Origin of the sequence: Coleofasciculus sp. G1-WW12-02 (genome assembly GCF_040219735.1) — a bacterium.
Classification (GTDB): Bacteria; Cyanobacteriota; Cyanobacteriia; order Cyanobacteriales; family Coleofasciculaceae; genus Coleofasciculus.
Genome location: NZ_JAVJRX010000198.1, coordinates 20967 through 35205, shown reverse-complemented (window position 1 = coordinate 35205; position 14239 = coordinate 20967). Strand labels below are relative to the sequence as shown.

Below are 14239 nucleotides of genomic sequence, written 5' to 3'. Positions count from 1 at the left end.
GAAGATTAGAGTTGAAGATTCTAAGTATCACTACTTAGATTTCCTGGTTATTTCCTGGTTTTGGTTTTTCACCACTTATCTAGAACAGCCCCATGGCTTATTCCCGACAGACCGATTGCCCAGGCAGTTTCCTTTCCGCACAGTCCATGCGTACTTGCTATAAAGTTTTCGATGCATTTGTTAGCTTACCATTCCGGGCTGACGATTATTTATTAATTTTTCCAACATAATGTTCCCTGATCCCCATCCAGTTCAACCCAGCGTCCCACAGGCAAAGCCGCGTTGACACCATCGTGACCAAAGGGAAAATCGGAGACAATGGGGATATCGAGACCCATTAAGCGATCGCGTAATACCTCTTCAACCGTCCAACTTGGTATATTCTGGGGGGGATAGCAGCGGCTAAACCGTCCCAAGGCAATACCCTTAACCTTGTGTAACATGCCACTCATCCGCCATTGAGTCAACAGGCGGTCAATTCGATAAGGCGCTTCAGTTACATCCTCTAACGCCAGAATCGCCCCATCTAGCGGTGGAAGAATCGGCGTACTCAGTAAATGGGTTGCCACAGTCAGATTCCCTGGCAAAAGCCACCCCCTAACCTTACCCCCGCCCCAACCCTTCCCAGTTAAGAGGGACACAGAACGTCCTTCTACACAGTCAAATAAGCGATTTAGCGACCATTCCGGTTCACTGGCTAATGTAGTTAAGACTGGACCATGAACACTGCCAATTCCCACTCCAGCTAGACTCCACAAGAGACAAGTTATATCGGAAAAGCCAATCAGCCATTTGGGGATATGGGATTTTGGCTCAAGACTCCCCTGTTCCCCAAGCAGGGCGGGTTTAGTCAAGTTATCGGTTTCTTGAGTAGCGTTATCGGTCAAACCCGCCCCTACAACCTGGGGTGGTATCGGAGACGTCCACGTCCAGTCTTCCAGAAGACGAGCGCTACCATAGCCGCCTCGGATACAAAGAATCCCCTGACATTCTGGGTCATACCAAGCGGCGGCTAACTGCTGGCGTCGTTGGTTATCTGTACCCGCCAGGTAACCATCCCTAGCATCCCAATTAGCTGGCAATTCAACTCGATAACCTCGACGACGCCAAATTTCCACTCCCTGATGGAATGCGTCAACCTCTCTTAACGCACCACTCGGAGCAATCACCCGTAGCAAATCGCCCGCTTGTAAGGGATAGAGCTGATTTATATTCACCAAATTTACCTCACGGTAGAGACGTAGCATACTACGTCTCTACACATCACCATCATCGCCATCATCACCATCTTTCCCATCTACTAATACAGTTACTCACCCTCTAACTCAACCGCGCCGTGCATTCAAGAATCAACTTTTGATTAACTAAAGAATAGGGTTGAATTTCCAACGCCCTACGAAAGGCTGTAATTGCCGCTTGATAATCTCCCAACGCCGCATGGCACAATCCCAAACCATGCAGCGCCCCAAAATGAATAGGATTAAGTTGGATAACCTGCTGACAATCGTCTCTTGAGTTTTGATACTGTTTAAGTACGTAGTAAAGAACGGCTCGTCGATTCCACGCTTCGGCAAAATCAGGTTGCTCTCTAATAATCTGGGTCAGCAGCGCTTCAGCTTGGGCTGCTTCCCCACGTTCTAATAAAATCTGTGTTCGTTCCAGCCGTTCCATACCGGAGATTCCCTTTTGATAGAACCAGATACGCCATAATGCTTCGGTTGCCTGCTTGCGGACATTTTCGTCAGGGTTTTTTAAGTCCTCCAGTAAGGAATTGATGGATGATTCACTCATATCTTGTCCTCTTATCTAGTATGTAACGGATTACTCAGATTGATACCCACTACCCTATTTTCCCGCCAAAATTTGAATAGAGTCCAGATTGTTGCGAGTAAAGATTCCATAAACTTTACGGATGTACCAGTCTTATGACTGCATTTTGTAAAATGGGCAGACTGATACTAAGTTCGCTTACTGTGCTGGTTTTTTGCGGGAAACATAGCTAGGAGAGTCATTCTAGCTGTTCCACTCCAGCAAGGATGTTGAACAAACTAGAATTCAAGCAGTCAGTCCAACTCCCACAAGGGAATGTGTCTCCGCCGCTAGGAGGTTATATGAGTCCTTCTGTGAATCGGTCTTCCGACTCACCCAAGTCTTCTGGTGAAAATCTGCCAGAAGCATCCAGTGTGCAACCGCCACACCCAGCCCCGCCCAATGGCAATTCTCAAAACGTGACTAACTCATCTACTACAACGGATTCAACCGGGACAATGCCATCAGATGTCCAACGACAACAACCTATTCCTCCACCCAGTGAACCCATGCAGTACCGAGCAATCGGTCTGATTCGGGGAAAATATATGCCCTCTGCTGAGCAATTGACACGGGGTACTCTACTCGCAGATGACGGTACCTTAATTGATGCCGTCTTACTGGGTCGGGTCATGAGTTTGGTGAAAAATCATCTTGATTTAGCTCTATCCCATCTTTGGGTAGTTTATCCTCGCACGAGACAACAAGACGGAAATTTGCACGTCCAAATTGTCGGTGTTTGGGAACCTGAAACACTCAATCAAAATCAAACAACGGCTTCGGAATCAACCGACTCGCCACCGGAAGAGTCAACCCCTGAGGCGCAAACGTCTCCAGATGATTCTCAACCTGAACCAACAGAGCAACTACCAGAAGGTTATTTTTCAATTCGGGGTCAAGTCATTTACCAGTCGCGGGAGAATGAAGACGTGATTGTCAAAATCAAACAGTCTCCCCGTAAAGAGTCAGAGAAAACCAAATTTTTCAAGCTTCAGCTCAAGGGATTGCTTGGGGAAAAGGTGATTAATCACTTTTGGGATTTGCACGTCAAACTGCATACCAATACCCTGATGATTGAGGAAGGCAATGATATTGGTATGGTTCATGCACCCAAAAGGCGATCAAATAAGAATTTTCGCCCACGCCAAGGGTCAAGACCTAAAAAGAGTTCTCCCCGTCGTGGTGCGGGCGAAACAACAGGAACAGGAACCTCACTCAAGCGTTCAGAACCCTTATCCAAACCGGTTCAACGTAGGGACAAGCCAGGTAAAGGTAATTCCTAAGAGCGATTCCTGATAGGCATGGATCAGGATTCCGCCGCCTATTGTATCGTAACGTGGGGGGGAGAGGGGGAGCTATAGAACCCCATCCTCAACCCAACGAAGTGGAGTAGGGTGGGGATGCCTTCACTCCCCCAAGTAAAAAGCAGGCATATTGAATACCTGCTTTTTACAATCTCTCCCGTCCTATGCTAGGATGTCCGACGAGACACCAACGCCGCCATCAATATTTTGATGTTAGCGTTGCCCGGTCTTGCACAACTACCGTCGGGCAGACGGAAAGTTACGCCTGGGGATGAGATGACCCCCTGCTCTTCTGGGGAAACCCAAACGAGTAAGGTTGCTCGACGAGCCAGGAAACCCCGTCAGTAATGATGGGAATCCCCACCACGACTCGCAAGCAGGGTGGGGAGGATGTCAAGCTTCTACCTCATCGGTGAAGTGGTAGTTAGGGGCGGTTATAGGACGTTAAACCTGTAAAGTGCTAATATAACAAAGGACAAATGACAGATGACAGATGACGCCAATCCCACGACTGAAGGTCGTGGGATTGGCTTAATCTATAGTTATTTGAGCGCCCCAGCGATCTTGAGGCAGAAAGGAACGATCCATGGGAATGGATGCCACGGGTTCGGTGAGAGTAAATTCTCCCCTTTCAATCCATTGCTTTAATTCCAAAGCAACTTGCCGTGAGAGAAATAGACTTGCCAAGGGCGCCGTCCGCACAGATTTGCCGTCAATAGTAATGCGCCCCTGCTTCAGTTGGGCGTAGCTGACTAATCCAAAGGTGGGACGAACGCGACGGGGTATCGAGAAATCAACCACTGGGGCGACAATCTCTTGATCCGACACAGCACAATGCTGAACAACCTCTTCACTCAAGACAGGTAAGGGTACACCAACGCCCAACATCAGAGACGGGCCATAATTTTTAAAGTAGCAACCCCGTACCCACTTGGGATTCATCTGCTTGGCATCCCCAATTAATGCCAATGTAGCGGCAGGACCAATGGGCGTGTGATTGGGAAGGCGTTTCTGCAGGGGAAAATGTTGAGTCCCTTCCCAAGCGATGTAACCAATACCCCCACCCAAGAAAATTTTCGTGCCAATTCCAATCAATTTGAGTTCAGGATCGTTAAGGAGTGGGGAAATGGCTCCAGGATTGGAATAGACTGCATTGCTCAGTCTGGGCTGGAGCGGACCTAGATAAGTGTACAAGAGGCGGTCGCCCCCATTGACGCCGACGATAAAATTTTGATAAAGATTGCGCGGATTGTAGAGATAGAACTGGTTAATCGTTTCGCGAGTAATCGTCGTATCACAAGAGGCTCTAGGATAACAGTCTGTTACCTGTCCCATCGCTCGTAACTGCACCGATTTACCAGCAATCAAGTCTTCAATCACATGGGAACCACCCCGTTCCCTAGATTCCTCAACCTCTGGCAGATCTCCCATATCGGTAGAGTCTACGACTTGAGTCGCGCCCAAATACAAATCCACTGCACCAAAGCCTGCATAAGCAGGTACACCATCTAACCAACATTTACGAATCTTAATCGGAGGGTCTGTGTGACCTAAATTAATAATCGCGCCAGAGGACTCCATCGGCTCAAATGTACCTGTGGTAATCACATCGACGTTCTTAGCCGCCTGAGTAACACCTATCTCGGCGACTCGCGTTTTTAATTCCTCGACCGTCCAGACGACTGCACGACGATGGTGAATTTTGTCATTGATCTCAGCTAGGGTTCGCACAATCAACAGTTGTCATTGGTCATTGGTCATTGGTCATTTGTAAGGGTTCGAGGAATATTTACAAAATTTAACAGAGTTCGGTTTATTTCCATCAACCTACTTAGTGGCTCTTTTCACTATTATCGTTTTTTTCCCGCTCTAATGTTACTCAACCTGCCCTGATGGGGTGACAAGTCGAGAATTGGGCGTACAGACGTAGCTACGTCTCTACATTGCGTCTTCTGCTCCCCCTGCTTCCCCTGCTCCCCCTGCTTCCCCTGCTCTCCTTGCTTCCCCTGCTCTCCCTGCTTCCCCTGCTCTCCCTGCTTCCCCTGCTCCCCCATCCCTTAGGGTATCAGCAGTGGGAGAAACAGCAAAGGTTGTTGCTACAGGTTGAGCATCCTTGTGACTCGGATGATGCCATTGGTCAAGAATATCTTTGACTAGAACCTCCTTGAGCCAAACCTGAGCCACTACCGTTAGGGGAAGCGCTAAGAATAATCCTAAAAATCCAAAGAAGGTCACGAAAAATAACTGGGCGAGCAAAGTTATGGCGGGTAGCAGGGATACCTGCTGCGCCATAACTAAGGGCGTGAGTAAATTAGTTTCAATCTGCTGAATCACAATATACAGAATCAATACAGCCAAGGCTTTCCAGGGCGAATCCAGCAGCGCGATCGCTATGGGTGGGATCACACTCAACGCGGGTCCAATATTGGGAATAAATGTCAAAATTCCAGCTAACGTAGCTTGTGCCAGTGCCAGGGGAACTCTTAACAGCAGCAAGCCGAAAAAACTCAACAAAGAAATAACTGCCATATTAAACAGAATACCCGCTAGCCATCCTCGTAACGATTCATTACACCGTTGCAAAATCTCATCGACTCGACGCCGATAAAATGATGGAAAAATGCGAACAAAACTTTTCCGATAAGGGTTAGGATCTGCAAGGAGCATCAGTGTTAAAATCAGGACAAGCAAACTATTAAGCAGAACACCCAAAGCATTATTAAAAAATGTGACTCCACCCCCTAATACACGATTAATTAAGGGAGGAAGCTGTTGCAGCAACTGGTTAATATCTGGGATATACTGATCGAGCAATCCCGATGAAATATCCGCTTCGATGGCTTCTATCCACTCACCTAATTGTTCGATACCCTGGGGAACCAACTCACTCAGTTGTAGAAATTGCTCGGCAAAAGGAGGTACAATTAGGAAGTAAAATACGACCAAAACACACAGTAACAGAAAAAGCGACAGCAGAACCGCGAAAAAACGCTGCATTCCAGAGCGTTGGAATCTTCCCACCAAAATATTCAAGGCATTAGATATCACAATTGCAGCAAATATAAGCATTAAAATCTGCCTAATTTGCCACAAAATAAATAGTGAAATAATAAAGGCAAGTATACCAATCCATTTACCCAGACTCACTGCCCTACCTCCACGCTACTCTGGTTTGATCATGCTGGAATTCCCCAACTCCCTCATCTGCCCCATCTCCCCTATCTACCCTATCTACTTTATTATCAATACAGACTGAAACAAAAAACAACTTTTGCCATGCTGCACTAGAACACCAGTTCCATAAATGTAATACAAATGTCTGTAAAGTACTTTTTTCTATCCGATGGCTGGACTGTGGGACGAGTTTGGGAGTTTGGAGGACTCTGGAATGTTAATGCTTGGCGACGGGAACCCGAAATCATCCGTCTAAACCTTTGCATCCTGGAACAGGGGGAAAAGTTATGGCTATATCGGGTTGAGGATGCGGTACTGATGGTAGAAGTTAAACCGACACCGGAAGCCTCACCCCAATCCGCAAAAACCATTGGTCAAGTCGTCCTCAAACGTTTGATGAGTGCTGAACAAGTGATTGAGCGATTGACCACCGCGCCGAGTGTTTTGAATCTCTCCTCAGAAACTGACGATTCTTGATTAGCGATTGGATAGCTCTCGGAGCAGAGGAACCGGGGGAGGGAGTAACTCAAAACTTCCCCTCGGCTTGCAATCGTTTCTAACAAAAGTTACACTTCTTTAACGTAGTCGCGGAAGTCCTCACCCTCAGCGTTAGCAGGGTGAGGATGGACAGCGGACCCTCCGGAGGTACGGAGTCAATCAACAGACTGCTACTATAAAAATGGTTGTTGACCCGCCTAGGCGTATGGACTATCAGACAGGCTAACTTCAAAGTAGCAGTAAGATGCTTGCCGCAGAAACATCGCAGCTAGGGAAAGAACATGACCGCTGGTTCGTTAGGTTACGCCCTACGGTAAAAGATAAGCCAAGTTATGTTGTACGAGTAAAAAATAACTGCCTGTGGAAGACGGGCGGCTGCCTGTGGACGCTGAGTAAGACCATCACCAGATTGAGTTCTGGACTTTCTGCTCTTAGGAATTAGAAAGTGCCCAACGTGGCATCGGCGAATGAGACGGGAAATCCCAAAGACGAATAAGACCGTCCTTGTTTAGCTAAGTTGGAAGCCCCAACTTCAGCGAAGCAAGTTGGGGTACTTCACAGTCAACTGACTCGCCTAGCCGTATAGAACATAGAGGTTAACCTCAAAAAGTAATCGGTTCATTATTCTAGGCGGGTAAGATCAATTTCTAATATCTTGATTCAAAAGAAGCGTCAAAGTAGAAACTCTATCTCTAGGAGGAGCGTAGTCGATGGGACTACCGTGGTATCGAGTACATACAGTCGTCCTGAATGATCCAGGGCGTCTGATTGCTGTGCATCTGATGCACACTGCCCTTGTGGCGGGCTGGGCTGGTTCGATGGCTTTGTACGAACTAGCCATATTTGATCCGAGTGATCCAGTCCTCAATCCCATGTGGCGTCAAGGAATGTTCGTGATGCCGTTCATGGCCCGTTTAGGGGTCACTGACTCTTGGCGGGGTTGGAGCATTACTGGGGAAACAGCGACAGATGTCGGCTATTGGTCTTTTGAAGGTGTCGCGGCGGCTCATATTGTTCTGGCAGGTCTGTTGTTCTTAGCAGCCTGCTGGCATTGGGTTTACTGGGATTTAGAACTGTTTAGAGATCCCCGCACCGGCGAACCGGCGTTGGACTTGCCGAAAATGTTTGGCATTCACCTGTTCTTGTCGGGTCTTCTCTGCTTTGGCTTTGGTGCATTTCACCTGACTGGGCTTTTTGGTCCGGGAATGTGGGTGTCTGATCCTTATGGTCTAACGGGTAACGTTCAACCTGTAGCCCCAGCGTGGGGTCCTGAAGGATTTAACCCTTTTAACCCAGGCGGTATCGTGGCTCACCATATCGCTGCAGGTATTGTCGGAATTATTGCTGGACTTTTTCACTTAACAGTTCGACCCCCAGAGCGACTTTTCAAAGCGCTGCGGATGGGGAATATCGAAACAGTACTCTCTAGCAGTATTGCCGCTGTATTCTTTGCAGCGTTCGTCGTGGCGGGTACGATGTGGTACGGTTCTGCGGCTACACCGATTGAACTGTTCGGTCCAACCCGTTACCAATGGGATCAAGGCTATTTCCAGGAAGAAATTGATCGCCGTGTGGAACTGGCGATGGCAGACGGAGCCAGCCGCTCAGAGGCGTGGAATCAGATTCCGGAGAAGCTGGCGTTCTACAACTATATCGGCAACTCTCCAGCTAAGGGCGGTTTGTTCCGCACCGGTCCAATGGACAAGGGTGATGGTATTGCCCAAGCTTGGTTGGGTCATCCGGTATTTACCGATGGCGAAGGTCGGGAATTGACGGTGCGCCGTATGCCTAACTTCTTTGAAACCTTCCCGGTCGTTTTGACCGACGCCAATGGCGTTGTTCGTGCGGATATTCCATTCCGGCGGGCTGAGTCGAAATATAGCTTTGAGCAAACAGGTGTCACGGCTAAATTCTACGGTGGTCTTTTGGATGGTCAAACCATTGAAGAACCAGCGGTTGTCAAGCAGTATGCCCGGAAAGCGCAACTGGGTGAGCCGTTTGAATTTGATCGCGAAACCTTAAACTCTGACGGGGTGTTCCGTACTAGTCCACGGGGTTGGTTCACCTTCGGTCATGCGGTTTTTGCTCTGTTGTTCTTCTTTGGTCATATCTGGCATGGTTCCCGGACTCTGTTCCGAGATGTATTTGCTGGGGTTGATCCTGACCTAGACGAGCAGGTCGAATTCGGTCTGTTCCAGAAAGTGGGTGATAAGACCACTCGGAAAAAAGAAGCCGTGTAAAACAGCAAGACTTCGTTAATCGGTAGAGGGCAAAAGAAAAAGTACTTTTTCTTTTGCCTCTTTCGCTATTGTGGTTGATCGATATAATGATATTCCCTCGTCTTCAGACAGGGGAGTGTCAATGAGCAAGTTAAACTGGTAGTACAGTAGATAATTGGGTAAGTTGTGACATGGAAAGCCTCATTTATACATTTTTCTTGATTTGCGCTCTTGGCGTTCTGTTTTTTGCTATCGCCTTCCGGGAACCGCCTCGGATTGAAAAGTAGCGATGGCGGCGCTGTTCTTCCTCTGAGAAAGCGTCCTCGTATCCCTGATGATGAGCGAATTTTATCAGTTCTCTAGGATACCCTGAGCCGAATACGGTCTATATGATTACTTTTGCCGATAGGGATTCGAGTCGGAGGAAATTAGATAGACCTGTATCGGCTCAACTTTCTGTATTTAACCAGTCTCTAAAGACTTGCTACTATGCGATGCCCCTATTGTCAGCACACCGACAGCCGCGTTTTGGAGTCTCGTTCAACAGAAGCAGGACAAAGTGTTCGGCGTCGTCGGGAGTGTTTGCTTTGTAAACATCGCTTCACGACTTATGAGCGGATTGAATTTGTACCGATTACTGTCCTGAAGCGGGATGGCAAGCGGGAGTCCTTTGACCGTTCTAAGTTGTTACGGGGAATGGTGCGGGCTTGTGAAAAAACAGGAATTTCCCAACGACGCCTCGAAGCGATAGTCGATGAGATTGAAGCTGAAGTTCAGCAGCACTATGGACGGGAGGTCACCAGCAATGAAGTGGGTGAGTTAGTCCTGCGCTACCTGCGACACGAGAGTGAAGTGGCGTATGTCCGGTTTGCCTCAGTTTATCGAAAGTTTCAGGGCATTCGGGATTTTATCGAAACCCTAGAGCATCTCAGAAATGATGCTGAACTAGACAACCCAGGGATGCCGCCTGTACCACCAGCTATCCCGAAGGATTCGGATGATTCGGAGACATCAGCCTCCCTGGTTACTCCCGCGTCAGAGGAGCAACAGGTTTTACGGTGAGAGGCGCTAAACCATTATCAGATAGAGGTTTTATCATTTTAGGCTACCCGTATATCCGATTTCATGAAGTTTTGTGTACTTCTCGATCTCAACAGGGCGCTCCAGATTGAGTTATAATTACCTGTCTGGACTTTATTAAATCTTTTAAAATAAGGTTAGGTTGAGACAAAGCAATGTAGGTGTAGGTGGCACAATACCGACGTGCGAGTACATCGACAGGAGGCATAGTCATTACGGAGATTAAACAAGGAAACACAACGCACATGCTCAGTCAGAAAACAAATACAATAGATATTGGCTTCACTCACGACGATTTTGCCGCCCTCCTCGACAAGTACGATTATCACTTTAGCCCTGGTGATATTGTCGCAGGTACAGTATTCAGTCTGGAGCCAAGAGGCGCTCTGATTGACATTGGTGCTAAAACCGCCGCTTATATTCCCATACAGGAGATGTCAATTAATCGGGTTGACGCCCCGGAAGAAGTATTGCAGTCAAATGAAACGCGAGAATTTTTCATTTTGACTGACGAGAATGAAGATGGACAGCTCACCCTTTCCATTCGGCGCATTGAGTATATGCGGGCTTGGGAGCGGGTAAGGCAGCTTCAAGCGGAAGATGCGACAGTTCGTTCTCTGGTTTTTGCCACAAACCGAGGTGGGGCGTTGGTTCGCATTGAAGGGCTACGGGGCTTTATTCCCGGTTCTCACATCAGTACTCGCAAACCGAAGGAAGATTTAGTGGGCGAAGAACTGCCGCTAAAATTCTTAGAGGTAGACGAAGACCGAAACCGTCTGGTTCTCTCTCACCGTCGCGCTTTGGTTGAACGCAAGATGAACCGCTTAGAAGTCGGTGAAGTCGTCGTGGGTTCGGTACGGGGTATTAAGCCTTACGGTGCATTCATTGATATTGGTGGTGTGAGCGGATTGCTACACATTTCGGAAATTTCTCATGATCATATTGACACGCCTCACAGTGTCTTTAATGTCAATGATGAATTGAAAGTGATGATCATTGACTTGGATGCTGAACGCGGTCGGATTTCTCTGTCAACGAAGCAGTTGGAACCTGAACCGGGAGATATGATCAATAATCGGGATCGAGTCTACGAGAAGGCAGAAGAAATGGCTCAGAAGTATCGGGAGAAGATGCTGGCACAACAGCAAGGCACTAATCCTGAATCTCCAGAGCCAGAGTATGAAGTTGAAGAAGAAGAGTTTGTATCAGCGACGGAAGAGTAATCACGGCGTAAGGACAGATTTATCTAGTTGTGGGGGGAGAGGGGAAGCAATAAGACCCACGCCATAATTTTTAATTTGGCGTTGGGATACACTGGACTTCCCCACCTCTTTTTTTTTAACTGTACTTTTGCAGGACTTCAACGGTTTTCTGTCCGGTTTTTGCCCAACTAAATTGGCGGGCGCGTTGGAGTCCGAGGGTGCTAAGGCGCGATCGCAGTTGGCTGTCGATGGCGATAGAGTCCATAGCCGCCGCGAGTTCTGAGGTGTTGTAAGGGTTCACTAGGATAGCCGCATCACCTGCGACTTCTGGGAGGGCGGAGAGGTTAGAGGTGATTACCGGAGTGCCACAAGCCATGGCTTCTAGAACCGGGAGTCCAAAGCCTTCCCAGAGACTGGGAAAGATAAGTGCGATCGCGCCGTTGAGGAGGATTGGTAGTTGGTTGTAGGGAACATAGTTGAGAAATTTAACCTGATGGCTTAAACCGAGGTGGTTGGCTTGGGATTGAAGTTTAGGGGTGTAACGTCGATCACTTGACCCAGCAATCCACAGTTCATAGTCGCCGCAGTTGGGAAGTGTGGCAAAGGCGTCGATTAGTCGGTGTAGGTTTTTATAGGGGTCATGACGTCCGATGTAGAGGAAGTAGGGGTTAGGGTGGGCTGAAGTTGCTTCGTGGGGCTTTTTAGGAAACGCAGAGGAGCGCAGAGGGTGGCGCAGAGGGACGCAGAGGGGGCGAAAGTGGTTGGCGTCGTAAGCTAGGGGAATGGGCGTGATTTTGGTGGCGGGGATAGGGTAATAGTCGGTAATGTCTCTGGCGGTGGCGATGGAGTTACAAATAATGTGTTGGGCTTGGGTGAGGACTTGGGGGATGTAGTAACGGAAGTAGGGGGTGAGGGGGGAGTTAGGTTTGGGAAAGCGTAGTGGGATTAGGTCATGAACCATGACGACATAGCCACAATTGCGATTAAGGGGGGCTTCGGGGATGGGAGAAAAGAGGAGGGGGGAGTTTAAGCTGTGGTAGAGGCGGGGAAGTTGGAGTTGAGTCCATAAAAGGCGACGGAAGTGACCTTTTGTTCCTTGGGCGGGGCTGAGATTGGCGGGAACAGGGTAGCCGATAAAGTCAGAGGCGAGGGGGAAGTGGTTTGAGGCGAGGGGTGAAATCAGCAGGGTGGGATTCAGGGGTTTTAAGTAGGGGAATACGTTGGCAGCATAAGTGGCGATACCAGTGGGTTGGGAAAATAGAATGGAGAGGTTGACTAAAAGGTGATCAGACAAGGTTAAATAATGGATTGAGGAATTTATGAACTGAGTAGAGATTTATAGGCGTTTAAGGTTGCTTTCGCCGTTCTTTCCCAAGAGAATAATTTAGCTCTTTCTTTGCCCTTTTGAATTAAGTCCTGGCATAATTGGGAGTCACTGATGATTTTTAAGATAGCGTCTGCTAACTGTATGGGGTCGTTGGGATCAATGAGAAGGGCAGCATCTCCAGCGACTTCCGGGAGAGAGGAGGTATTGGAGGTAACTACAGGTGCGCCTAGGGTCATGGCTTCGAGAACCGGAAGACCAAAGCCTTCGTAGTGGGAGGGATAGACAAAGACATCAGCTTTAGAGTAGAAAAGGGCAACACGTTCATCTGAGAGGTAGTCAAGATGATGGATATGGTGATTCCAGGGAGAGTTCTCAATGGCAGCAAATACGGGTTTATGATGCCAGCCTTTTTGACCGATGAGGATTAGATGATGCTCAATTTTATGGTTTTGTTTGAGGTGGTTAAAAGCAGCAATTAGGGTGATAATATTTTTTCTCGGTTCGATGGTGCTGACAAAGAGGATATAGGGGTAGGAGAAGTCGTAGTTAACAGATGGGTTAGAGGGAAAAACTACATCAGAAGCGTAGCGGCTGGCTAGGGGCGTGACGTGGATGCGGTCGGGATTTACGTTGAGATATTCAATAATATCATTTTTGGAACTTTCGGAGATTGTGATCACTAAATCTGTCCAAGTTAGACATTTTTGTACGCGCTTTGAATAGGTCTTAACTACGGAATCAATATAATCAGGATATTTAAGAAAAGTCAGGTCATAAATTGTCAGTACTTTTAGACTATTCGGATAAGGAAAAATGGTATAGTTCGTCCCATGTATAATTGTGGGAGAGTCCAGATCATGTCCGAGATGGCTTGAGAAAATGTAGGGAAAGTAATCAAGAAGAAGGTTAGTAATTCTAACGGGTAAAGGCAGAAAATAGCGGTTTGAATAGCGAGAAAGCGAGTTGGGAAAGTCTCGGTGGAGGCGTAGCCAGTTTCTGAGTCTAGGTTGGTAGATTAATGCAAGTTGAAAATTTTCGTTGTATTGGATAGGATAAAGATAATGGATTAGGTTGGCTACGTAAAAACTGATACCACTGGGCTTACTGGATAGAGGAGTAACATCAATTCCAATGTGATACATAAATATTCATCAACTTACTTAGTTTAATTCCTTTGAGATTCAATACCTACTCCACAATCAAGCTTATTCTTCGGATTTTTTGTTTGAAATAACCTGCCTTAATTCAATCTCTTGTTTGAGTAAACTTATTTCTTGAATAAGAAGTAAATTTAATTTTTCTTGTTTGTTGACTTTGATTATTAAACGATAAAGATAGATAAAAACACAAACAAATAAGCCTGAAAATAGTATGATGAAGGGAAACTCAACCCCGACTATATGAGCTAAATATACTACAAGTTTAGGGGTAAAAACAAATATACCCGGAAATATTGCTAATGAAGAAAGCAGGAAAAAATCGTATAAATCTATCGTATTCTTAATTGTTTTTTTTAGCAATACAAATAAATATATTACAATAAAGATTAGGACAGATACGACGGTCTGCGGTGTCGGGGTATAATTCATCGTTTAAACAAGCGTTTTATTCATCAAGAGCTTCTAT

13 protein-coding genes are annotated in these 14239 nt (G+C 47.1%); 6 read left to right on the top strand and 7 right to left on the bottom strand.

All coding sequences use genetic code 11. From position 1 onward, the window contains the following. Positions 1-212: 212 nt before the first annotated feature. Complete coding sequence (locus RID09_RS31190; protein ID WP_446339783.1) at positions 213-1247, bottom strand: S66 peptidase family protein; 1035 nt, start codon at positions 1245-1247, stop codon at positions 213-215. Positions 1248-1320: 73 nt separating this feature from the next. After that, entirely contained in the window at positions 1321-1791 is a 471-nt protein-coding gene (locus tag RID09_RS31185) for a tetratricopeptide repeat protein (protein WP_446339782.1), read from the bottom strand. A 245-nt stretch (positions 1792-2036) separates the two neighbouring features. Between RID09_RS31185 and RID09_RS31180 the strand changes: the two genes are divergently transcribed. Next, positions 2037-3092 carry a hypothetical protein gene (locus RID09_RS31180; protein WP_446339781.1) on the top strand — a complete coding sequence of 352 codons (1056 nt, stop codon included), beginning with the start codon at positions 2037-2039 and terminating at the stop codon, positions 3090-3092. A 552-nt stretch (positions 3093-3644) separates the two neighbouring features. Here RID09_RS31180 and RID09_RS31175 read toward each other — a convergent pair. Both RID09_RS31175 and RID09_RS31170 read right to left on the bottom strand, forming a co-directional pair. After that, entirely contained in the window at positions 3645-4844 is a 1200-nt protein-coding gene (locus tag RID09_RS31175; protein ID WP_446339828.1) for a homocysteine biosynthesis protein, read from the bottom strand. A 207-nt stretch (positions 4845-5051) separates the two neighbouring features. Further along, positions 5052-6260, bottom strand: coding sequence for an AI-2E family transporter (locus tag RID09_RS31170; protein ID WP_446339780.1), 1209 nt, complete (start codon positions 6258-6260; stop codon positions 5052-5054). A 168-nt stretch (positions 6261-6428) separates the two neighbouring features. Between RID09_RS31170 and RID09_RS31165 the strand changes: the two genes are divergently transcribed. The 5 genes from RID09_RS31165 (at position 6429) to RID09_RS31145 (ending at position 11307) form a co-directional block, all read left to right on the top strand. Beyond that, positions 6429-6764 carry a hypothetical protein gene (locus RID09_RS31165; protein WP_446339779.1) on the top strand — a complete coding sequence of 112 codons (336 nt, stop codon included), beginning with the start codon at positions 6429-6431 and terminating at the stop codon, positions 6762-6764. A gap of 731 nt (positions 6765-7495) precedes the next feature. Beyond that, on the top strand, positions 7496-9025 hold the full coding sequence (gene psbB / locus RID09_RS31160) for a photosystem II chlorophyll-binding protein CP47 (RefSeq protein WP_446339778.1): 1530 nt from the start codon (positions 7496-7498) through the stop codon (positions 9023-9025). A gap of 170 nt (positions 9026-9195) precedes the next feature. Continuing rightward, a complete protein-coding gene (locus RID09_RS31155; protein ID WP_446339777.1) occupies positions 9196-9291 on the top strand; it encodes a photosystem II reaction center protein T in 96 nt (31 codons plus the stop codon). Between the two features lie 202 nt (positions 9292-9493). Continuing rightward, positions 9494-10066 (top strand): transcriptional regulator NrdR, encoded by a 573-nt coding sequence (gene nrdR, locus RID09_RS31150; protein ID WP_446339776.1) that lies wholly within the window; start codon positions 9494-9496, stop codon positions 10064-10066. Between the two features lie 263 nt (positions 10067-10329). Continuing rightward, positions 10330-11307 (top strand): 30S ribosomal protein S1, encoded by a 978-nt coding sequence (locus RID09_RS31145; RefSeq protein WP_446339827.1) that lies wholly within the window; start codon positions 10330-10332, stop codon positions 11305-11307. Positions 11308-11422: 115 nt separating this feature from the next. On the opposite strand, the gene RID09_RS31140 is transcribed toward RID09_RS31145, so the two are convergent. From RID09_RS31140 to RID09_RS31130, 3 genes are all read right to left on the bottom strand, one after another. Then, positions 11423-12580, bottom strand: a complete 1158-nt coding sequence (locus RID09_RS31140; protein WP_446339775.1) for a glycosyltransferase family 4 protein — start codon at positions 12578-12580, stop codon at positions 11423-11425. Between the two features lie 23 nt (positions 12581-12603). Further along, the gene (locus RID09_RS31135; RefSeq protein WP_446339774.1) at positions 12604-13755 is read right to left on the bottom strand and encodes a glycosyltransferase family 4 protein; all 1152 of its coding nucleotides are present in this window, start codon (positions 13753-13755) and stop codon (positions 12604-12606) included. Between the two features lie 63 nt (positions 13756-13818). Beyond that, the gene (locus RID09_RS31130) at positions 13819-14202 is read right to left on the bottom strand and encodes a DUF2304 domain-containing protein (protein WP_446339773.1); all 384 of its coding nucleotides are present in this window, start codon (positions 14200-14202) and stop codon (positions 13819-13821) included. Between the last annotated feature and the right edge of the window lie 37 nt (positions 14203-14239).